21 protein-coding genes and 1 pseudogene are annotated in these 19,403 nt (G+C 65.3%); 6 read left to right on the forward strand and 16 right to left on the reverse strand.

Annotation, left to right across the window (positions count from 1 at the left end; all coding sequences use genetic code 11):
• Window positions 1-121: 121 nt before the first annotated feature.
• Window positions 122-898 carry a SprT family zinc-dependent metalloprotease gene (locus GYH34_RS07060; RefSeq protein WP_161912951.1) on the reverse strand — a complete coding sequence of 259 codons (777 nt, stop codon included), beginning with the start codon at window positions 896-898 and terminating at the stop codon, window positions 122-124.
• A 112-nt stretch (window positions 899-1,010) separates the two neighbouring features.
• Complete coding sequence (locus GYH34_RS07065; RefSeq protein WP_161912952.1) at window positions 1,011-1,637, reverse strand: SCO family protein; 627 nt, start codon at window positions 1,635-1,637, stop codon at window positions 1,011-1,013.
• 327 nt (window positions 1,638-1,964) lie between these two features.
• Between GYH34_RS07065 and GYH34_RS07070 the strand changes: the two genes are divergently transcribed.
• The gene (locus tag GYH34_RS07070; RefSeq protein WP_174242380.1) at window positions 1,965-3,512 is read left to right on the forward strand and encodes a helicase HerA-like domain-containing protein; all 1,548 of its coding nucleotides are present in this window, start codon (window positions 1,965-1,967) and stop codon (window positions 3,510-3,512) included.
• 242 nt (window positions 3,513-3,754) lie between these two features.
• Here the strand turns inward: GYH34_RS07070 and GYH34_RS22225 are convergent.
• The 3 genes and pseudogenes from GYH34_RS22225 to GYH34_RS07085 all read right to left on the reverse strand — a co-directional run.
• Window positions 3,755-3,825, reverse strand: a pseudogene (locus GYH34_RS22225) (hypothetical protein); the annotation flags it as partial.
• 26 nt (window positions 3,826-3,851) lie between these two features.
• Window positions 3,852-4,340 carry a hypothetical protein gene (locus tag GYH34_RS07080; protein WP_161912953.1) on the reverse strand — a complete coding sequence of 163 codons (489 nt, stop codon included), beginning with the start codon at window positions 4,338-4,340 and terminating at the stop codon, window positions 3,852-3,854.
• Window positions 4,341-4,355: 15 nt separating this feature from the next.
• Window positions 4,356-4,928: an HNH endonuclease gene (locus GYH34_RS07085; protein WP_026597913.1), complete on the reverse strand. Its 573-nt coding sequence runs from the start codon at window positions 4,926-4,928 to the stop codon at window positions 4,356-4,358.
• Window positions 4,929-5,255: 327 nt separating this feature from the next.
• Between GYH34_RS07085 and GYH34_RS07090 the strand changes: the two genes are divergently transcribed.
• The gene (locus GYH34_RS07090; protein WP_161912954.1) at window positions 5,256-6,755 is read left to right on the forward strand and encodes an exopolysaccharide biosynthesis polyprenyl glycosylphosphotransferase; all 1,500 of its coding nucleotides are present in this window, start codon (window positions 5,256-5,258) and stop codon (window positions 6,753-6,755) included.
• A gap of 26 nt (window positions 6,756-6,781) precedes the next feature.
• On the opposite strand, the gene GYH34_RS07095 is transcribed toward GYH34_RS07090, so the two are convergent.
• The 3 genes from GYH34_RS07095 to GYH34_RS07105 all read right to left on the reverse strand — a co-directional run bounded on the left by GYH34_RS07095 (window position 6,782) and on the right by GYH34_RS07105 (window position 9,316).
• The gene (locus tag GYH34_RS07095; protein ID WP_161912955.1) at window positions 6,782-7,072 is read right to left on the reverse strand and encodes a hypothetical protein; all 291 of its coding nucleotides are present in this window, start codon (window positions 7,070-7,072) and stop codon (window positions 6,782-6,784) included.
• Window positions 7,073-7,133: 61 nt separating this feature from the next.
• Window positions 7,134-7,586, reverse strand: a complete 453-nt coding sequence (locus tag GYH34_RS07100; protein ID WP_161912956.1) for a cupin domain-containing protein — start codon at window positions 7,584-7,586, stop codon at window positions 7,134-7,136.
• Window positions 7,587-7,597: 11 nt separating this feature from the next.
• Window positions 7,598-9,316, reverse strand: coding sequence for an OFA family MFS transporter (locus tag GYH34_RS07105; protein WP_161912957.1), 1,719 nt, complete (start codon window positions 9,314-9,316; stop codon window positions 7,598-7,600).
• Between GYH34_RS07105 and GYH34_RS07110 the strand changes: the two genes are divergently transcribed.
• The gene (locus GYH34_RS07110; protein ID WP_161912958.1) at window positions 9,292-9,624 is read left to right on the forward strand and encodes a hypothetical protein; all 333 of its coding nucleotides are present in this window, start codon (window positions 9,292-9,294) and stop codon (window positions 9,622-9,624) included. The genes GYH34_RS07105 and GYH34_RS07110 overlap by 25 nt on opposite strands.
• 69 nt (window positions 9,625-9,693) lie before the next feature.
• On the forward strand, window positions 9,694-10,692 hold the full coding sequence (locus tag GYH34_RS07115; RefSeq protein WP_161912959.1) for an LLM class flavin-dependent oxidoreductase: 999 nt from the start codon (window positions 9,694-9,696) through the stop codon (window positions 10,690-10,692).
• Between the two features lie 84 nt (window positions 10,693-10,776).
• On the opposite strand, the gene GYH34_RS07120 is transcribed toward GYH34_RS07115, so the two are convergent.
• Entirely contained in the window at window positions 10,777-11,556 is a 780-nt protein-coding gene (locus GYH34_RS07120; protein WP_161912960.1) for a hypothetical protein, read from the reverse strand.
• 146 nt (window positions 11,557-11,702) lie between these two features.
• On the opposite strand from GYH34_RS07120, the gene lexA reads away from it, so the two are divergent.
• Complete coding sequence (gene lexA / locus GYH34_RS07125; RefSeq protein ID WP_064033743.1) at window positions 11,703-12,407, forward strand: transcriptional repressor LexA; 705 nt, start codon at window positions 11,703-11,705, stop codon at window positions 12,405-12,407.
• 240 nt (window positions 12,408-12,647) lie between these two features.
• Entirely contained in the window at window positions 12,648-14,528 is a 1,881-nt protein-coding gene (locus GYH34_RS07130) for an AsmA family protein (protein ID WP_244635302.1), read from the forward strand.
• 9 nt (window positions 14,529-14,537) lie between these two features.
• Here GYH34_RS07130 and GYH34_RS07135 read toward each other — a convergent pair whose 3' ends face one another.
• From GYH34_RS07135 to GYH34_RS07165, 7 genes are all read right to left on the reverse strand, one after another.
• Window positions 14,538-14,963: a GNAT family N-acetyltransferase gene (locus tag GYH34_RS07135; RefSeq protein WP_244635303.1), complete on the reverse strand. Its 426-nt coding sequence runs from the start codon at window positions 14,961-14,963 to the stop codon at window positions 14,538-14,540.
• A 94-nt stretch (window positions 14,964-15,057) separates the two neighbouring features.
• Entirely contained in the window at window positions 15,058-15,348 is a 291-nt protein-coding gene (locus tag GYH34_RS07140) for a DUF1778 domain-containing protein (RefSeq protein ID WP_161912963.1), read from the reverse strand.
• A gap of 49 nt (window positions 15,349-15,397) precedes the next feature.
• Window positions 15,398-16,192, reverse strand: coding sequence for an ABC transporter permease subunit (locus tag GYH34_RS07145; protein ID WP_161912964.1), 795 nt, complete (start codon window positions 16,190-16,192; stop codon window positions 15,398-15,400).
• The gene (locus tag GYH34_RS07150) at window positions 16,189-17,106 is read right to left on the reverse strand and encodes an ABC transporter permease subunit (RefSeq protein ID WP_161912965.1); all 918 of its coding nucleotides are present in this window, start codon (window positions 17,104-17,106) and stop codon (window positions 16,189-16,191) included. Before GYH34_RS07150 ends, GYH34_RS07145 begins: the two co-directional genes overlap by 4 nt.
• A complete protein-coding gene (locus GYH34_RS07155; protein ID WP_161912966.1) occupies window positions 17,103-18,161 on the reverse strand; it encodes an ABC transporter ATP-binding protein in 1,059 nt (352 codons plus the stop codon). The genes GYH34_RS07150 and GYH34_RS07155 overlap by 4 nt, the downstream gene beginning before the upstream one ends.
• Window positions 18,162-18,216: 55 nt before the next feature.
• Window positions 18,217-18,927 (reverse strand): class I SAM-dependent methyltransferase, encoded by a 711-nt coding sequence (locus GYH34_RS07160; RefSeq protein ID WP_161912967.1) that lies wholly within the window; start codon window positions 18,925-18,927, stop codon window positions 18,217-18,219.
• Window positions 18,909-19,376, reverse strand: coding sequence for a DNA polymerase III subunit chi (locus GYH34_RS07165; RefSeq protein WP_161912968.1), 468 nt, complete (start codon window positions 19,374-19,376; stop codon window positions 18,909-18,911). The genes GYH34_RS07160 and GYH34_RS07165 overlap by 19 nt, the downstream gene beginning before the upstream one ends.
• Window positions 19,377-19,403 lie beyond the last annotated feature (27 nt).

Consider the following 19,403-nt stretch of genomic DNA (forward strand, 5'->3'; position numbering starts at 1 on the left):
CAAAATTTTAACGATTCACAAATCAAGCGGGCGTGACGCGCCGATGACGGCGCGTCGTTTCATAGGCGCGCCGATGAGGGCCGCGGGTCTTTTGATAAAGAGGAAGATGAGAAGGCCGCGTCTATTCGGTCGCGCCGAATTTATGCAAATGCGCGCCATGCGTGGAGAGCCAGCCCTCGGCGCGATCCGTCTCCGCGCAGAGGCGCCGCGTCAGCGCCCAGAAACGATCCGAGTGATCGAGATATTCGAGATGCGCGACCTCATGCGCGGCGAGATAGTCGAGCACGAAAGCGGGCGCCATGATGAGCCGCCAGGAGAAATTCAGCGAGCCCGACGCCGAGCAGGAGCCCCAGCGGCTCACCGTGTCGCGCAATCCGACGCTGCGCGCGGGCAGGCCGAGCGCGCGCGTATGGCGTTCCACAGCCGCCTCGAGATCATGGCGCGCCTCGCGCTTCAGAAAATCGACGATGCGGCGATGCACATGCTCCTCGCGGCCGGCGACGCAGAGGTCGAAACCGTCACAGAGCGCAGTGTCGAGAGCAAAGCGCGTCTCCGTCCATACGGTTCCGCGCGCGCCGGGGCGATGCGCGATGCGGTGGTCGACGCCGCGCAGCGGCACGACGGCGCCGTCGCGAAAGGGGATCGTGTCCGGCAGCCGATTGAGCCGCGCGGCGATCCAGGCGGCGTGACGCTCGGTGAACTCGCGCGCCTCGCGCAAGGAGGCGCGCGCGGGCATTGTGAGCACGGCGTCGCGCGCAGCGAAGCGCACGCGCAGCGTGAAGCGGCGCGCGCTGCGCAGGCGGCGCAGCGAGACGGTGAGCGTCTCGCCTGCATGTGTGAGTGTCAGGGCGGTGGAGCCCGCGGTCTTCGCGAGCCCGTCGCGTCGAAGACGAAGCATGATTCGATGCTAACGCAAAGCCGCGCCGAGTCGCGACAGGGAAGTTCGCGACTTACGCAAAAAAATCTCGGCTGTGTCGTTTTTGCGCCGTGTGTCCTCGGTCGGCGTCGCGTCACAGATAGCGTTCGAGATCGCGCGCGGCGTCGGCGGGCTTGCGTCCCACATTGAAGGAGCTGACGAAACGGCCGTTCTTGTCCATCAGATAGACGACGGTCGTATGGTCGACCGCATAGTCCTCGCCGCTCTCCGCAGCCTTCTTCGAATAGATGCGATATTCTTTCAGCATCGGATCGAGCTGCGCGCGCTCGCCGGAGACGCCGACGATGCGCGGATCGAAATTGGAGAGATAGTCCTTGAGCACCGCGGGCGTGTCGCGCTCGGGATCGACGGTCACGAACAGAGCGCCGGCGTTGGCCTTCGGCCCCAGCGCGCGCAGCACCTCGGAAATCTCGAACAGCGTGGTGTGGCAGATGTCCGGGCAATGCGTGTAGCCGAAGAAGACGAGGAATGGCCGGCCGAGAAAGTCCTTCTCGGTGACTGTCTGGCCATTGTGCGCGACGAGCTGGAACGGCCCGCCGATGGCGGAGGCGGGCGGCGGCGGCGGCTTGAGGCTGGTGAACGCCACCAATGCGACGAAGGCCGCGAGAAAGACTCCGCCGATCGCGAAGAGAGGCAGCTTGGGAAGGTCGGGACCTTTGGCGCGACCCTTTTGCGAACTCTTGGCGTAGCTCTTTGACATGCGTTTCTTCCCGAAGATATGGCGTCGTTTCTCGTTTATCGCCGCGGCCGAGGAGATCGCGGCGCGTCGCGATCATCGGCGGCTCTGTAGAGCGGCTGGGCCGGGCGGCGGCGATCTCGCGTGACGCTCCTCTCTATGCGCGGAACTTAGCCTGCGGAGGGGCGTTCGCCAAGCGTCACAGCAGAGCGTCACTGCAGGGCGCCGCGGCGGAGCGAGGCCGTCGCCGCGGCGCCGCGTCGCAGCGCGCCCTACGAAATCGTCCGCGGCGGAGACGGCTGGATATATAATGTCGGCATCGATTCTCCCAATGAGCGCAGGCGCGAGAAAATGAACGACGATCCGAACGCCAGCCCCGGAAAAATCCTCGTCGGCGCGAGCAATGACGGCGTTTATAGTTACCTCACTCTTTCTGTCGGCAATCGCCATGGCCTCATCGCCGGCGCGACCGGCGGCGGCAAGACGGTGACGCTGCAAAAGCTCGCCGAAGGCTTCTCCAATGCGGGGACCGCCGTCTTTCTCGCCGATGTGAAAGGCGATCTCGCCGGATTGTCGCAGCCGGGCGAGATGCGCCAGGCCTTCGTCGATCGTTCGCTCGAGATCGGCCTCGCCTATGCGGTGGACCGTTTCCCGGTCGTGTTCTGGGACCTGTTCGGAGAGCAGGGGCATCCGGTGCGCGCCACTGTTTCCGAAATGGGGCCGCTGCTGCTCGCGCGCCTGCTCGAGCTCAATGATGTTCAAGAGGGCGTGCTCAATGTGACGTTCCGCGTCGCCGACGAGCAGGGACTCTTGCTGCTGGACCTCAAGGATCTGCGCGCCGCGCTCACCTATGTCGCCGACAATGCGGGCTCTTTGAAGACCAAATACGGCAATGTCGCGCCCGCGACCGTTGGCGCGATTCAGCGCCAGCTCTTGGTGCTGGAGACTCAAGGGGCCGAGAAATTCTTCGGCGAGCCGGCGCTCGACATTTCCGATTTTCTGCGCGTCGATCGCGACGGCCGCGGCGTCATCAATATTCTCGCCGCCGACAAGCTGATGCGTTCGCCGCGGCTCTACGCCACTTTCCTGCTGTGGCTCTTGTCGGAACTGTTCGAGCAGCTGCCGGAGGTCGGCGATCTGGCGAAGCCCAAGCTCGTCTTCTTCTTCGACGAGGCGCATCTCCTCTTCGACGATGCGCCCAAGGCGCTGCTGACGGCGATCGAGCAAGTGGTGCGGCTCATCCGCTCCAAGGGCGTCGGCGTTTATTTCGTCACGCAAAATCCGCTGGACGTGCCGGACAGCGTGCTCGGCCAGCTCGGCAATCGCGTGCAGCATGCGCTGCGCGCCTTCACCCCGCGCGACCAGAAAGCCGTGCGCGCGGCGGCGGAGACCTTCCGGCAAAATCCCGCCTTCGACACGGCGGAGGCGATCATGCAGCTCTCCGTCGGCGAGGCGCTCGTCTCCATGCTCGACGCCAAGGGCAAGCCGGAGATCGTCGATCGCGTGCTGATCGCGCCGCCCGCCGCGCGTGTCGGGCCGATCACCGCCGAGGAGCGCGCGAATGTGCTGGCGGAGAGCGCGTTGCGCGGCAAATACGACACGCCCATCGATCGCGAATCGGCCTTTGAAATATTGCAGAAACGCGCCGAGGGCCATTTGAGCTCGGCCGGCGCCGGCCCCGCCCGGCCCGAGGAGCAGCCGACGCAGGCGAGCGCCGGCGGCGGCCTCATCGGCACGCTCGGCGGCGTGGTCGGCGGATTGTTCAAGCGCGAGAATCCCAAGCGCATGTCGACCGGCGAGCTGGCCGTGCGCTCGGCCGTGCAATCGGCGGCGCGCTCCATCGGCACGCAGATCGCGAAGGAAGTTTTGCGCGGCGTGCTGGGCGGGATATCACGCTGAGCGCGCGATGTTCCTGCGCTCGGCCGAAAAGCGTCGGGGCGCGCCTGCGGCGGATATGTATCGTCAAATCACGACGTCTCGCGACGGTCTGGCGTTGCGTTCCAATTCGCTGCCGGGGGAAGGTTTTCAAATAGGCGACGAGGCTTGGTCGATCGCGCTTCATCGCCGCGCGGGCGATCCCGGCCGCCTCGATAGAGACGAGAGCGGCTACCGCCTCGCCGTGGCGCGTGATCGTCACGATTTCCCCGCGCATGGCGCGATCGACAAGATCGGGGAGGCTCGCGTTCGCGTCTTTCAGATCGATGGTCGCCATGGAAATGCCCACTCGATATTTGGCAATCAGCCGCGCAACTCGCGGCTGCGCATTTCTCGCTCGCGCGCGTCCCGCCCGCGCATGGCGATCAGCCAATAGATCGTCCCCGTCAAAGCCCCGGCGAGGAAGAACAGCAGGGTGAAGCGCCCTTCGGCCGGGCTCGCCTCGACGAGGCGGCTGCTCCCGCGCGCGGCGCGGAGAATCGTGGGCGCAGCGGCGGCGAGCAGCGCCGTCGCCCCGGCGTACCAGGTATAGGCGCGCGCCCCGGCGATCTCGCCGATGAGCGCCACAATGGCGAGCGGCGCCGCGCAGCCGGCGATCCCCATGGCCCACAGCACATAGCCGAAGGCCGCCGCCACATCATCGGGCTCGGCCCAGAACAGCGCGCCCATGGCCAGGGACGAGCCGGCCTCGCGGGTCGCGGGATCGCTGAGCGCGGCGATCGGCAGGAAGATCATGCCCGCGCCGGCGGCGAGCACGAAGGCGAAAGAGACGACGAGAAGGCGACGCAGCATGTGGCTCGATTGCGATCACGGCTCCAGCACCGAATCCCAATAGAGATAATCGAGCCAGCTGTCGTGGAGATAATTGGGCGGGAACAGCCGTCCATTGCGGTGCAGATCGGCGACGCTCGGCTGAAAGGGCGGCTGGGCCGGCAACATATGCGCCTCATGCGGCAGCCGGTCGGCCTTGCGCAGATTGCAGGCGGAGCAGGCGGCGACGACATTCTCCCAGGTGGTGGCGCCGCCCTTGGAGCGGGGGATCACGTGATCGAAGGTGAGATCGTCCTGCCGTCCGCAATATTGGCAGGTGAAGCGGTCGCGAAGAAATACATTGAATCGGGTGAAGGCGGGATGGCGGGCGGGCTTTACATAGGCTTTGAGCGAAACGACGGAGGGCAATCTTATTTCGAAACTCGGACTTTTGACCGTCTTGTCATATTCCGAGACGATGTTGACCCGGTCGAGGAAGACCGCCTTTATCGCGTCCTGCCACCCCCATAAGGACAGAGGATAGTAGCTCAGCGGCCGATAGTCGGCGTTGAGAACCAATGCAGGACAGGCCTGCGGCGAAACATTGGACTGGCGAAAGTGAACGGTCACCTCGGCCCTCTTTCCGCGAATCGTTCGGACGCCCTCCAGCCCCCGAGCCGCGGCCATAGTCTATAGGCAGGATGACGCCATTGTGAAGGCTTCTCTCGGCGCCGCGGCGCCGCAGCCGCGCGATTTCGCCCTGCAATATGGTAAATATTCTATTTATCAATGAGTTGAGCGCGGGCTGCGCTTTCGGCTCCCAGTCGCTCCCTCCGATTCGCCGCTTTTTCGCCGCTCTGCGGGCAGGCGGCTTGCAGCTTCCGCCTCGAAAGCCGGCCAAAACGGAGGAATTGCTCCATTACGGCACGGCGGCAGTATCGGGTTGGAGACGAGGCCGTGTCGAGTATCGCCGATCTTCCCTTTTCGTCGCTCCGCAAGGACGACGCTCGCGCCAAAGCTGGAACCGACAGCGCCGCATTGCGTAGCGGCTGGTCGCGCGCCATGCCGAGCCCCAACGCCGCGCTGATGCGCGCCTCCTTCTCGGTGATCGCGGCGCTGATCGATGCGGCGGTCATTCTCGCCACGGCCATCGCCTGCGAGACGCTGTATCATTATTTCGCTTATGGCTACGACGGCTCGACTCTTCCCAATCTGCGGCTGTGCATGCTCGCGGCGATCCTCTTCGTGCTCTCGAATGTCATGCGGCACGAATATGCGATCAAGAATTATCTGACTCTGGAAGGCCATGGCTGGCGCGGCGCGGTGCTGTGGAGCGTCGCTTTCGTCTGCGCCTTGACCTTCGGCTTTCTCGCGAAGGCCACCGAGGAATCCTCGCGCGGCGCCTTTGTGCTCTTCTATGCGACGGGATTTCTTTCCGTCTATGCGGCGCGCGCAGCGCTGGTCGGCGTGGTTCGACGCAGCGCCGCGCGCGGCGGCGCTTCGGCGCGTCGCGTGTTTCTCGTCGGCTTCGAGAGCGATATCGACGAGTTCATGCGTCGCTATCAGCCCTGGGAGAGCGGCATGAATATCGTCGCCGCCGTGGCGCTGCGTGATCGCGCCGACGCCATGCAGGATGATCTCGCTCTGGCGCAGGCCTCCGCCCGCATGCTGCTGCCGGACGATGTGTTCATCCTCGCGCCCTGGAGCCGCACCGACGTCATCGACGATTGCGTGACCGCCTTCCTGCGCGTGCCCGCCTCGCTTCATCTCGGGCCGGAGCGCGTGCTCGACCGTTTCGTCGATGCGCATATCAACAAGATCGGCTCTATCGCCAGCCTCAATCTCAGCGGCCGCCGGGCCGACTCGCTCGAGATTATCGCCAAGCGGCTCTTCGATATCGTCTTCTCGGCGCTCGGTCTCATCGCGCTGTCGCCGCTGCTGCTCGCCGTCGCGGCGGCGATCAAGCTCGACAGCAAAGGCCCGGCGCTGTTCTTCCAGCGTCGCCACGGCTTCAATCGCGAGCCCTTCCGCATCGCCAAATTCCGCTCCATGACGACGATGGAGGACGGCCGCGAGATCACCCAGGCGACCGCCGGCGACAAGCGCGTGACGCGCGTCGGCCGCTTCATCCGCCGCTACAATATCGACGAGCTGCCGCAGCTCATCAATGTGCTGCGCGGCGAGATGTCGCTGGTCGGCCCGCGCCCGCATGCGCTGGCGCATGACCAGATCTTCGAGCGCAAGATCGCCCTCTATGCGCGCCGCCACAATGTGAAGCCCGGCATCACCGGCTGGGCGCAGGTGAACGGGCTGCGCGGCGAGATCGACTCGCCGGAGAAGATCCGCCTACGCGTCGAGCATGATCTCTATTACATCGACCATTGGTCGCTGCCGCTCGACGTGTGGATCATCTTCATGACGATCTTCTCACGCAAGGCCTATCGCAACGCGCTGTGAGGGAGGCCGCCTCTAGGCGCCGCCGATCAATCTTCTCCGATCGTCAAGAGCGCGAAAAGGGCGAGGCAGACGATCGGAAACGTCACGAGAAAGCCGGCCAGTATCGAATCGGCGCGTGGCTTCGCGAAACGGATCGAGCAAGCCGCGAACACCGAATAGACGAGCAGGAAAGCAGTCGGGAATTGCAATAGGAAGGTTGTCGGCAGTCCCATGACCTGCTGAAATTTGGCTACCGACACCGATATCAGTATCAAGATCGGGACGGAAAGCACGGTTCCGACAGAGAAGCCGAGCAAGAGTCCGATGAAGAATCGCATGACTTCCGCCCCGGGGCGCGGCGAGGGACGCGACGTGGCGCGATCGACCGCGTAGACGCGCTCAGCGCTGCGGAGCGGGCTTTGGCCACAGGCTGGCGCCGGAAGGGCCGACGCCGGTCTCGAGCAAGAGGACCTCGCCGTCCTTCGCCCAGCCGAAATGAACCGTCTCCGCCGGCACGACGATGGAATCGCCGGGGCCGAGGACGCGTAGCGATTTCTCGTCGAATTCACCGCCGACGCCGGCGTGGAAGCGCCCGGAGATCACCGTCACCAGGCGCGCGTCGGGATGCGTATGCGGCAATGATTTCGCGCCGGCCGCATATTTCACCGAGAGCGCATAGAGCGCGCCGGGCTGCGCTGCCGTGCCGCTGACCGGCGCGGCGCTGACGCCCGAAAAAATCGGCACGGGCGCATATTTCAATTCGCTCTGCAGCACGGCCGGCGGCGGGCCGTCGGCCAACGCCGCGCCGGCGGAGGACGCCAGCGCGAGGCAGAGGAGAATTCGTACGCGCATGAGGCCCCCGTTCAGTGGAAGAGAACGAAGGTCTTCTGCAGCGTGATCGACACGCCCCAAGCGAGCGGTATGCCGACGGCGGCCCAGGCGGCGAAGAGCAGAATGCGCGAATTGCCGTTCTGCGCGGCGGCGGCGCGGCGCGCATCGGCCGCGGCGGCCTCCGCGGCCTGTCCTTCCTCGACATAATCCTCGAAATCGGCGTGCGGCTCTTTTTCCTCCGCGACGACGGCGGCGACGCTGGTCTTCTTCTCCGCGGCGACCTCCTCGTCGGTCATGAACAGCTTCTCGGCGACGGGTCGCACGGCGAGATCGCAGATGAGGCCGAGAACCAGTAGGCCGGCGAGAATATACATGGTCTGATTATAGACCGCGTCGCGCGCGACGCCGTGGTCGAGCTGATAGTCGCGCAGATAATTGACCAGCACCGGGCCGAGCACGCCCGCCGTCGACCATGCGGTGAGCAGGCGACCGTGAATCGCGCCCACATAATGCGTGCCGAAAATATCCGCGAGATAGGCGGGAATGGTGGCGAAGCCGCCGCCATACATGGAGAGGATCACGCAGAAGAACGCCACGAACAGCACGACATTGCCCTGCTGCGCGGCGAAGGGCGCGGCCGAATAGAGAATAATGCCGAGGATGAAGAAGATGGCGTAGGTGGTCTTGCGGCCGAGCTTGTCGGACCACGTCGCCCAGGCGAGACGCCCGCCGATGTTGCAGAGGCTGAGCAGGCCCGTGAAGCCGGCGGCGATGGCCGCGATCTTCGCCTTTTGCGCGGCGTCGAGGCTGGAGAAGCCGATGTCGAGCCCGATGAGCTTGCCGCCGAACACTTCCTGCAGCATCGGCGAGGCCATGCCCAGCACGCCGATGCCGGCGCTGACATTGAGCGTCAGCACCGCCCACAGCAGCCAGAATTGCGGAGTCTTCCAGGCGACGTTCAAATGGACGTGGCGATTGGTGACCATTTTGTTGCCGGCCGTGGCGGAAGGCTCCCAGCCCTCCGGCTTCCAGCCGTCGCGCGGCACGCGATAGCCGAGCGAGCCGCCCACCATGAAGACGAAATAGATCGCCGCCATGGTGACGAAGGTCTGCCACACGCCCACCGAGCCGGGCGCCGCATAATAGGACATCAGCCTGTCCGCGAGCGGCGCGCCGATCATCGCGCCGCCGCCGAAGCCCATGATCGCCATGCCGGTCGCCATGCCGCGCCGGTCCGGGAACCATTTGATGAGCGTCGAGACCGGCGAAATATAGCCGAGCCCGAGGCCGATGCCGCCGATGACGCCGGAGCCGAGCCACAGCATCCAGATTTGATGCAGATAGACGCCGGCCGCCGAGATCAGCAGGCCGCCGCACCAGCACACCGCCGCGGCGAGGCCCGCCTTGCGCGGACCGGCCGTCTCCAGCCAATGGCCGAACACGGCGGCCGAGGAGCCGAGAAAGACGAAGAACAAAGTGAAGGTCCAGCCGAGCATGCTGATCTTCCAATCGCAGCTCGTGGCGAAGACGGTGGCGAAAAAGCCCATATCCGCGGGGCAGGCCTTGGGCTCGGCGCCGCCGATGACGCGCGACAGCGGCAGCCAGAACACGCTGAAGCCATAGGCCATGCCGATGCACAAATGCACGGCGAGCGCCGCCGGCGGCACCAGCCAACGATTGAAGCCGGGCGCTGCGATGGAGCGCTCCCGGCTGAAAAATTGCCGGGATGGCGTTGCGGCTGCTACCGACATCAAATCCTCCAAAAATCGAGCTGTGCTCGCTCCGCGGCGTCGTGAGCGGTTCCCCGAACGCCGCCTCGCGGCGCCCGCTGACTTTCGACAATGCCGAGCATTGCGGCTTTTTCAACTGTTTCTATCGGAAAATCGCCACAGCGCCGACGATCGATCAATATGTTTTTCTCGTCGCTTTATTTGATTTCTCTATTATGACGCCCATCCGCCGGATTGGGCGAGAGCTTTCTATCGGCCGACCGAAATTCGCGCGCGACGCCAATGTTTTTGCGCTTGCGGGCGGCCTTGCGCGTCCATATCCTGTATGACGATATGTAACTGCCGTATATAGCCAAGGCGCGCATGGGAGCGGCGGCGCGCATCTCGAGGCCCTCGCCATGCGGTTCGGCGTCTTCTCCACTTACGAAAACCCGCAGCAGGATTTTGCGCGCTGCTTCGAGACGCAGACGCGCCTGGTGCGCCATGCCGAGGCGCTCGGCTTCGAGGAGGCCTGGGTCGCCGAGCATCATTTCGAGCCGGACGCCGCCTGTCCCTCCATTCTCACGCTTCTCTCCTATCTCGCCGGCGTGACGAGCACGATACGGCTCGGCTCGGCGGCGGTGCTGCTCGCCTTCCGCAACCCGATTCAGGTGGCGGAGGATGTCGCCACCATCGACCTTCTCTCCAAGGGCCGGTTCGATTTCGGCGTGGCGCGCGGCGGACCTTTCGAATTGCAGAACCGGCATTTCGGCGCCGGCAAGGATTCGACGCGGGAGATGACTTTGGAGGCGCTCGGCCTCGTCAATCGCCTGCTCTATGAGGACAAAGTGACCTTCACCGGCGCGCATTACGAGGCCAATGGCCTCAGCCTCACGCCGCGCCCGCTGCAAAAGCCCATTCCCACCTATCTCGCCACCACCACGCCGGGGGCGATTCGCTACGCCGCGCGCAATGGCCATGGCGTGATGGCCGGCCCGCCTTTCCCCATAGAGCAGATCAAGGAGACCTTGCGCATCTATCGCGAGGCCGCAGGGCCGGAGGGCGATCCGCGCTTCACCATGGCGCGTTTCTATTTCGCCGCGCCGCGCAGAGAGCAGGCGCTGGCCGAGGCCATTCCCTTCCTCTCCCGCTTCGCCGAGCGCATGCGCGGCAATTTCGCCCGTCAGGACGGCGCCGCGCCGGCCTCGCTGACCGAGGAGGGGCTGCTGCAACGCTCGCTGATCGGCGATTTCGACGAGGTGGCGGAGAAGATCGCCGCCTATCGCGAGGAGACCGACGCGCGGGCGATATTGCTGAAGCCGATCTCCCGGGATGCGGAGAAGAATTTGCGCTCGCTAGAGGATTTCGCGAGGCATGTTCGGCCGATGCTGGGCGTGGAGGCGGCGGCGGCGCAGTGAGGGGTACGAAGACAAAGCCGTCTGGCGAACGACTTACCGTTTGGAGTTCCAATCGAGGCTCCAAAGATGCAGCTTCTTTCGGGGCTATTTGCTCGAATACGCTTGTCTTATTCCTGGAATATAATTGGCGATTCCGCCTCGATGGTTTGCTTTATACGATATCGCGTTTTCTTTTCCATTGATATCTTTATATTTAAGCGTGAATGAAATGTCGTTGCGCTTAAACGACAGCGCTGACACGTCGTCAAAACTAAACAATAACACGCCTGTTATCATAGACCCCGGGTAAATTGGCGTTCTTGTCTTGTCGTATAGCGCATCTGAACCAAATAGCGTAAGTTTTTGTTTTTCATTAACGTCAATGGTCATTGTATTCGGCATCATCAAAAGTTTTCCATTAAATATTTGTCCGTCAATATTTGCATCTAGGGAGTAGCTATCAACAACGCTTGCCATGCTCCCGCGATTCTTAATGGATGCTACTAATAAGACGGGGTTTTTGAACGGTATTTCTTGTTGTGTCTGGTTGCTGTCCGACTTTGCAGTTACGTTGCCGCCCCAAGCAATTTCGATTATGCCTCCTTCCAATGAGGGGAGGTTGATCGTTGATTGTCCCAAAAGGAGAGATAGAAAGAATAGTAATCCGAACACTGGAACTGCGTGCAGATCTTGAATATTTGCCTTTGGCTTTACGATGGTTATGACCGACTTCATCGTTCTAGTGGCTAAGAAGGCGGTGATGGCCGCAAATATAACTTTTTTGAAAATGTCCCATGCAATATTTTGAGCTACGAAGTCAATCGTGAGCCAGTCGGGGATAAAAGACATCGAGGACTCCAACATCGCGAAACTCTCTTTCTCCATACCGTGATTCCGCGATTCCCGAAAGAGGTGTTGCGGAACGCACCGAGAACGCCTATCCTCCCGTTCATGATTTGTTTATGAACCCGCGCCATCATGGCCGGGTTCGGACGTGGCGCGACGCGGGCGGGCGGCGCCGGGGGGCTCTCATGCTGACCAAGAAACAGAGCGATCTGCTGCGCTTCATCCATGAGCGCCTGAAGGAGACCGGCGTGCCGCCCTCCTTCGACGAGATGAAGGACGCGCTCGATCTGCGCTCCAAATCCGGCATTCACAGGCTCATTCTCGCGCTCGAGGAGCGCGGCTTCATCCGCCGCCTGCCCAATCGCGCCCGCGCGCTCGAGGTGTTGCGCCTCCCTGAATCGGCGACGCCCCGCGTCGCCGCGCGCGGCGGCAAATTCTCGCCCTCGGTCATCGAGGGCGCGCTCGGCCGCGTGCGCCCTGTCCCGGCCGGCGAGCCGGAGTCCGATCAGCAGGTGGCGATTCCGGTCATGGGCCGCATCGCCGCCGGCACGCCCATCTCCGCGCTGCAGAATCGCAGCCACACCATCAGCCTGCCGCCGGATATGCTCGGCGGCGGCGAGCATTTTGCGCTCGAGGTGCGCGGCGATTCGATGATCGAGGCCGGCATTCTCGACGGCGACGTCGTCGTGGTGAAGAAGCAGGACAGCGCCGACACCGGCGATATCGTCGTCGCCCTCATCGACGACGAGGAGGCGACATTGAAGCGCCTGCGCAAGCGCGGCGCCTCTATCGCGCTCGAGGCCGCCAATCCGGCCTATGAGACGCGCATTTTCGGGCCGGATCGCGTCCGCATCCAGGGCCGTCTGGTCAGCCTTCTGCGCAAATACTGAAGGGCGCGCGCCGCCACGATCTCGCCGCCCTTTGCCGCCATGGTCCGGCCTCGCGCGCTTTTGGCGCGCGGGCCTTTTCGCGTAGCGGCAGAGCGATAAAGGCATGTTGTTCTCGTCTCGCGCCCTCGCCGAGGGCGCGCGCTGCGTCGCCAGCGGCCCGCGGCCGCCCGCTTTTTTCTAATGGACGATAGAATGTCGCACTCGACCGGCCCAATGCGCGAAATCGAAGGATCGAAGCCCTTGGGCCAAAGCCGCCGCCTGTCTCTCCCGCGCCTGCCGCGCCGCTGGCTGATCGCTCTTTGCGCCGTCGCCGCAGTGGCGATCGGCGCGGCGCTCGCGCCTTGGACCTTCTCGACCAATGCGCTGCTCGAGGAGATTTCCGGCCAGCTCAACGCCTCCTCCGGCCTGTTCATCGCCGCCAAAGGCCGCTCGACCTTCTCGCTGCTGCCACGCCCGCACATCACCATAGACAGCATCGCCTTCGCCGATCCCAATGCGGCGCTGACCATCGAGGCGGAGAGGCTGCACGGCAATGTGCTGCTGCTGCCGCTGCTCGCCGGCCGTTTGGAAATCGCCGATATCGAGCTCATTCGCCCCGCCATGGAGGTCGATCTCGATCGCAAGCCGATGAGCGCCTCTGGCGCCGCCGTGCGCGCCGCGGCGGCGCGGCCCTCGACGCCGGCGGCCGAAAAGGCCGATCGCGCCCGGCTCGGCGGCGTCTCCATCGTCTCCGGCGTCGCGAGGCTCAAATATTCGGGCGGCGAGGAGACGCTGCAGGACATTGACGCGACGCTCGACTGGCGCACCGTCGGCTCGCCGGCGACGCTCGACGCCGCTTTCTCCTGGGGCGGCGAGCGGCCGCGCGCCATGCTTTGGGTGCTGAAGCCCGGCGCGCTGCTGCGCGGCGAGCAGACGCCGGTCACTGTGCGGCTCGATTCGGACAGCGTTCGTCTAGAGGCGGAAGGCTTCGGCCAGATCGGCGCCAAGCCGCGCTATATGGGGCGCATCACCGCCTCCTCGCCCTCGCTGCGCCATGCGCTCGGCCTCGCCAAGGTGAGCGCGCCGCTGCCCGGTCCCTTCGAGAATGTGCAGCTCTCCGCCAAGGGCAGCATCGGTCTGCGCGATTTTCAGCTCACCGATGTGAAGCTCTCGGCCGACGACAATGAGTTCGAGGGCTCCTTCGCGCTGCGGCACGAGGGCGAAAAGCCCATCGTCCATGCGACTCTCGCCAGCAATTTCGTGTCGCTGAAGCCGATGATCGTCGATCTGCCGCCGCTCTCCGGCGCCGACGGCCAATGGAGCCGCGACGCTTTTACCTTGCCGAATATTCGGGACGCCGATGTCGATTTGCGCCTTTCGGCGACGCGCGCCCGCATCTTGCGGCTGAACCTCGAGGATGCCGCCCTGTCGCTGCTGCTGCGCGGCGGAAGGCTCGAGCTCGCGCTCGCCGAGGCGCGGGCCTACAAAGGAACCGTGAAGGGCCGCGCCACCTTCGCCGCCAATGCGGCGGGCGCGCTGGAATTCCACGGCAATGCGCAGTTGACCGGGGTCGACGCCGGCGCGCTCGCCTGGGACCTCGCCGCGCGGCCCGATCTCGGCGGCGCGCTGGACGCCAATTTCACGCTCGACGCCACCGGCGACAGCGTCGCGCAGATCACGCGCGATCTCGACGGCCGCGCCAGCCTCACGCTGAGCGAGGGCGAGGTCGGCGGCATAGATCTCGAGCGCGCGCTGCGCCGCGTCGACAAGCGGCCCTTGTCGAGCGCGATGGACATTCGCTCTGGCCATTCGCTGGTCGATCGCGCCAGCGCGACCATCAAGATCGTCAAGGGAACCGCGAATATAGAGGACGGCCAGGCGCATGGGCCGGGCTTCGCGCTGGCCTTCGCCGGCCTAACGCGCATTCCCGAGCGCAGCCTCGCGATGAAGGCGCAGGCCAATGAGGCCGACGCCGCCGGCAAGCCGCGCGAGAAGGGCGTGCAGATCGGCTTCGATCTCTCCGGCGCCTGGGACGACCCCGTCTTCGCGCCGGACGCCGCCGCTTTGATCAAGCGCTCGGGCGCCGCTGCGCCGCTGCTGCCGCGCGTGGAGCCGGAGGCGGGCGCGGCGAAGGAGCGGTGAGGTTTTCCCCTAGCCTCTCTCTTTTCCGATCACCCTTTCGAGCTTCACGAGATCGAGCGCCAGCGTCGGCGTTTCCACCGGCAGGCGCATGAAGCCATGATGGCGGTAGAAGGCCTCCGCCGTCGGCGAGATCGCGTGCACGACGAGGAGGCGGGCGGCCACTTCGCGCGCGGCGCGCCGCGAGCGTGAAACGGCGTCGTGAAGCAGCGCTCTGCCTATGCCGCGTCCCTGACAGCGCGCGTCTATGGCGAGCCGCCCGAGGATCACCGAAGGAATATGTCGCGGCATGTTTCGCCGCATGGAGCCGAGCGCTTCCCGATCGAGAATCTGGCCCATGCTCAGCGCATAGAAGCCGACGACCTGTTGCGAGCCGGCGGCGCACAGCACATAGGTCTTGCTCGCGCCGGCCTCCATATTGGCGAGGGCGCGCCTCATCAGCCATTCGTCCAGAACGGTTTCGCCGCTGCGAAATTCTGCGAGCTCATGGCTTTCGCTCAGTGGCGCGGGCGGCTCGAGAGACGGCGGCGTTTCAGCCATTCCGCCATTGGGCTCTGCGCGCGGCGAGCCGCTTCATGCCTGCTTCTTCCTCGTCGGAAGCCGGGGCGTCCATCCAATCGAGAATTTTTCGAAAGGCTCGCCGGTCCGCCACGATGGTCGTCTGATCGAGCAGGACATTCTTCGCCGCGCTCAAGGCGGAGGCGAGCATGAATTGCGAGCGATTGGTTCCCGTCAATTCGGCCGCCTGGTCGATGAGCGAGCGGTCCTGCTCGCGGGCGCGCAGGTGAATATTGACTTCGGCGAGCGGCGGCGCGGGTTTCATACGCTCGAAGATGGCGTCGTGTGTTTACAATGTCAACATCCGCGCGCCTTCACCCCGCCCCGCCGCCCTTGGCGCGCCCGCGCGTGAGCAGCGCCGAGAGGCCGAGCGCGACGGCGACGAAGCCGAGCAGCAGCGTCGAGATGGCGTTGACCTCCGGCGAGACGCCGAGCCGCACTTGCGAGTAGATGCGCATGGGCAAGGTGGTGGCGCCGGGGCCGGTGGTGAAGCTGGCGATCACGAGATCGTCGAGCGAGATGATGAAGGCGAGGAGATAGGCGCTGACGACGGAGGGCGCGATCAGCGGCAGAGTGACGAGCGCGAAGGCGCGCACCGGCGTCGCGCCGAGATCCATCGCGGCCTCCTCCAGCGTGCGGTCGCAGCTTTTCAGCGCGGCGTGGATCATCACTGTCGCGAAGCACATCGTAAAAGAGGCGTGCGCCAGCACGAGGGTGAGAAAGGCCCGCTCGACGCCGAAAGCGACGAAGACCAGCAGCAGGCCGAGGCCGAGCACCACTTCCGGCATCACCAGCGGCGCATAGATGGAACCCGCGAAGAGCGTGCGCGAGCGGAAGCCGCCGAAACGCGCCAGCGCCAGCGCGGCCAGCAATCCGTTGATTGTCGCGATCAGCGCCGAGAGCGCGGCCGCGGCGAGGCTGATCTCGGCTGCGCGCAACATTTGCTCGTCATGGAGCAGGGCGGCGTACCATTTTGTGGAGAAGCCGCCCCACACTGTCACCAGCCGCGAGGCGTTGAAGCTCATCGTCGCCAATATGACGATCGGCCCATAGAGAAAGCCGAAGCCGAAAAGGAGCGCGGCGAGGCGCAGAAGATGCGCGCCGCTCATCGCTCGCCCTCGCGCAATTGCGCGCGCTCATAGAGAAGAATGGGAACGAGCAGCAGCGCCAGCAGCGCCACGGCCGCGGCGGAGGCCGCCGGCCAATCGCGATTGGCGAAGAAATCATTCCAGAGCGTGCGGCCGATCATCAGCGTGTCGGAGCCGCCGAGCAGATCGGGAATGACGAATTCCCCGACCGAGGGAATGAAGACGAGCAGCGCGCCGGCGACGATGCCGCGGCGCGACAGCGGCAGAGTGACATGCAGAAAGACTTGGAACGGCGTCGCGCCGAGATCGGCGGCGGCCTCGCGTAGAGACGCGTCTTGCCCCTCGATCGCCGCATAGAGCGGCAGCAGCATGAAGGGCAGATAGGAATAGACGATGCCGACGACCACCGCGCCGCTGGTCGCGAACATCGGGAGCGGCGCGTCGATGAGGCCGAGCGCCATCAATGCATGATTGATGATTCCCTCGTCTTTCAGCAGCGTGATCCAGGCGTAGACGCGGATCAGAAAGCTCGTCCAAAAGGGCGCGACGGCGAAGCCGATGAGAATGGTTCGCCAGCCGCGCGGCGCGCGCGCTATGGCGAGCGCGAAAGGATAGGCGATGAGAAGACAGATCAGCGTCGCGACGCCGGCGATGGTCAGCGAGGAGAGATAGGAGTCGAGATAGAGCGTGTCCTCGGCGAGGCCGCGATAGGCGTCGAGGCCGAGCTGCGAGAGCTTCTCGAAAAAGCCGGCGAGGCCGGCGCTATCGAAGACGGGCTCATAGGGCGGGCGCGTCTGCGCCGGATGCGACAGCGAGATTTTGACGATGAGCGCGAAGGGCGCGAGGAAGAACAGCGCGATCCAGGCGTAGGGCGCGGCGATGACCAGCGTCTCGCCGCGCGTGAGCCTGCGTCTTTTGCCGCCCTCCGGCATCATTCGCTCGCGAAAATGCGCCCGGCTTCGGGCGCGATGGAGATGCGCGCCGCATCGCCGACGCAAAAAGGCGCGCCGCTGTTCGCGCCGCGCGAGACGCGCAAGGTCTCGCCGCCGGAAAGGCGCAGGCGAAAATGCGTTGTCTCGCCGCGAAAGGCGACATCTTCCACCACGCAATCCAAGCCTGCGCTCGCCTCGGTCGTCGGCGCGATGGCGATGCGCTCCGGCCGCACGGCGAGCACGGCTTTCGCGCCTTGTGAGAGGCCGCCGCCTTCCGCCGGCAGACGGCCGAAGGCGCCGACGAAAGCGCCGTTCTCGATATGGCCCTCGAGGAAATTCATCTGGCCGATGAAGCCGGCGACGAAGCGCGTCGCGGGGCGCTCATAGACTTCCGTCGGCGCGCCGATCTGCTCTATGCGGCCGGCGCGCATCACGGCGATGCGATCGGCCATCACCAGCGCCTCGTCTTGATCATGCGTGACGACGACGAAGCTCGTCTTCAGCCGGCGCTGGATTTCCTTGATCTGAAATTGCGTCTCCTCGCGCAATTGGCGATCGAGCGCGCCCAAGGGCTCGTCGAGCAGCAGCAGTCGCGGGCCGGGCGCGAGGGCGCGGGCGAGCGCGACGCGCTGGCGCTGGCCGCCGGAGAGAAGGTCGGGCCGGCGCGCCTCGACGCCCTCGAGCCGTACGATCTGCAGCAACTCGGCGACGCGGGCGGCGATCTCCGCTCTGCCCTTGCCCTGGCGGCGCAGGCCGAAGGCGATATTGTCGAAGACGGAGAGATGCGGAAACAGCGCGTAAGACTGGAACATGAGATTGACCGGCCGCCGATGCGGCGGCGCGCCGCTCATATCGGCGCCGCCGATCTCGATGCGGCCGGCGTCCAATGTCTCGAAGCCGGCGACGAGGCGCATCAGCGTGGTCTTGCCGCAGCCCGACGGGCCGAGCAGCGCGAAAAACTCGCCGGCGCCGACCTCGAGCGAGACGTCCTCGAGCGCCGCGATCGCGCCGAAGCGCTTGGACGCGCCTTTGATCGAGAGTAGCGGCGCGTCGGTCATTTCGCTCCCGTTCTGCGATCATGGCGTCGCGCGCCGTCCGGCTCGCCGATTGCCGTCAGCCGTCCCGGCGAAAGGCCGCGCGCCAATGGCGGACCATGGCGTTGGTCGCGGAAATATCCTCGAGCGTCTCGCAACGCAAGCCGCCGACGGCGAGCGCTTCCATGCGGCTCGGCGGCAGCGGCCAGGGCGGCCCGCCCACCTCCTGACCCTCGTCGCGGGCGCGGGCGATGACGAGCAGCAGCCCACCCGGCGCGATGAGGCCGGCGAGCGCCTCCGCCGCTCTATCCAGCAGCGTGTCGGGCAGCGCCTGCAGCGTGTAGCATTCATGGACGAGATCGAAGCCGCCGCGCCATTCCTCCGGCGTAGCGAAGAGATCGGCGGCGCGATAATCGACGGCGCTCTGCGGAAAGCGGCGCTTCGCCCAGGCGACGGCGTTTTCGACGAGGTCGAAGGCGGTCACATTCGCGCCAGCGGCGGCGAGCGCCTCGGCGTTGTCGCCGAGCCCGCAGCCGATATCGAGCGCGCGCAGACCGTCGAGGCGGCGAGTGGCGAGCCAGTCGGCGAGCAGCGGATGCGGCGCGAGATGCGCCCAGGGCACGCCGGCGGCGTCGCCCTCGGCGAGGCGATAGACGGCCTCGAACCAATCCTTGCGCTGCGGATCGGCCTCGACGCCGCCGGGCCTCTTATGCGGGTCGATCGCGTCGAGACGGGCGCGCGCGGCGGCGCGGCGCGCGAAAAACTCCTCGGTCACGCCTGCTTCTCCCATTTGCCTTCCTCGCTCTGGCGCCAGTAGGAGAGCGTGTGGCCTTCCGTCTTCAGCTGCCGCCATTGCGCGCGCGCGGCCTGCACCGCCGCCTCGTCATTGCCGTCGAACATGAGTATGGCGCGCGCCTCCGGCGCGCTCGCGGGGTCGGCGAGCACGGGCGAAAGCTCCGCATTTTCCACGAAGAAGCGGACATGGGCGCGATTGGGATTGTCGCGGCCGATGGTGAGGAAGATCGGCTGCGTCTCGGGATCGTCGTCCTTGGCCGTGCCATGCGGCAGAAAGCTCTCTCCCGCATAGGACCAGAGCAGATCGTCGAGCGCCTCCAGCCGCCGCGCGCTGGTCGCCTGCACCACGACGCGCCAGTCACGCGCCAGCGACAGTTCGAGCAGCTTGGGCAGAGCGCTCTCCAGCGGGAGGCGCTGGAGATGATAGAACCAGACGTCCGTCATGGCGTGAGCTTCCATGCTTCGCGCGTG

Origin of the sequence: Methylosinus sp. C49 (assembly GCF_009936375.1) — a bacterium.
Lineage (GTDB): Bacteria > Pseudomonadota > Alphaproteobacteria > Rhizobiales > Beijerinckiaceae > Methylosinus.

What these genes read in the sequence shown, in the direction of transcription:
- GYH34_RS07060 (WP_161912951.1), bottom strand. Translation starts at nt 898, where the DNA reads ATGCTTCGTCTTCGACGCGACGGGCTCGCGAAGACCGCGGGCTCCACC.
- GYH34_RS07065 (WP_161912952.1), bottom strand. Translation starts at nt 1,637, where the DNA reads ATGTCAAAGAGCTACGCCAAGAGTTCGCAAAAGGGTCGCGCCAAAGGT.
- GYH34_RS07070 (WP_174242380.1), top strand. Translation starts at nt 1,965, where the DNA reads ATGAACGACGATCCGAACGCCAGCCCCGGAAAAATCCTCGTCGGCGCG.
- GYH34_RS07080 (WP_161912953.1), bottom strand. Translation starts at nt 4,340, where the DNA reads ATGCTGCGTCGCCTTCTCGTCGTCTCTTTCGCCTTCGTGCTCGCCGCC.
- GYH34_RS07095 (WP_161912955.1), bottom strand. Translation starts at nt 7,072, where the DNA reads ATGCGATTCTTCATCGGACTCTTGCTCGGCTTCTCTGTCGGAACCGTG.
- GYH34_RS07100 (WP_161912956.1), bottom strand. Translation starts at nt 7,586, where the DNA reads ATGCGCGTACGAATTCTCCTCTGCCTCGCGCTGGCGTCCTCCGCCGGC.
- GYH34_RS07110 (WP_161912958.1), top strand. Translation starts at nt 9,292, where the DNA reads ATGGCGTTGCGGCTGCTACCGACATCAAATCCTCCAAAAATCGAGCTG.
- GYH34_RS07105 (WP_161912957.1), bottom strand. Translation starts at nt 9,316, where the DNA reads ATGTCGGTAGCAGCCGCAACGCCATCCCGGCAATTTTTCAGCCGGGAG.
- GYH34_RS07115 (WP_161912959.1), top strand. Translation starts at nt 9,694, where the DNA reads ATGCGGTTCGGCGTCTTCTCCACTTACGAAAACCCGCAGCAGGATTTT.
- GYH34_RS07120 (WP_161912960.1), bottom strand. Translation starts at nt 11,556, where the DNA reads ATGGAGAAAGAGAGTTTCGCGATGTTGGAGTCCTCGATGTCTTTTATC.
- lexA (WP_064033743.1), top strand. Translation starts at nt 11,703, where the DNA reads ATGCTGACCAAGAAACAGAGCGATCTGCTGCGCTTCATCCATGAGCGC.
- GYH34_RS07135 (WP_244635303.1), bottom strand. Translation starts at nt 14,963, where the DNA reads ATGAGGCGCGCCCTCGCCAATATGGAGGCCGGCGCGAGCAAGACCTAT.
- GYH34_RS07140 (WP_161912963.1), bottom strand. Translation starts at nt 15,348, where the DNA reads ATGAAACCCGCGCCGCCGCTCGCCGAAGTCAATATTCACCTGCGCGCC.
- GYH34_RS07145 (WP_161912964.1), bottom strand. Translation starts at nt 16,192, where the DNA reads ATGAGCGGCGCGCATCTTCTGCGCCTCGCCGCGCTCCTTTTCGGCTTC.
- GYH34_RS07150 (WP_161912965.1), bottom strand. Translation starts at nt 17,106, where the DNA reads ATGATGCCGGAGGGCGGCAAAAGACGCAGGCTCACGCGCGGCGAGACG.
- GYH34_RS07155 (WP_161912966.1), bottom strand. Translation starts at nt 18,161, where the DNA reads ATGACCGACGCGCCGCTACTCTCGATCAAAGGCGCGTCCAAGCGCTTC.
- GYH34_RS07160 (WP_161912967.1), bottom strand. Translation starts at nt 18,927, where the DNA reads ATGGGAGAAGCAGGCGTGACCGAGGAGTTTTTCGCGCGCCGCGCCGCC.
- GYH34_RS07165 (WP_161912968.1), bottom strand. Translation starts at nt 19,376, where the DNA reads ATGACGGACGTCTGGTTCTATCATCTCCAGCGCCTCCCGCTGGAGAGC.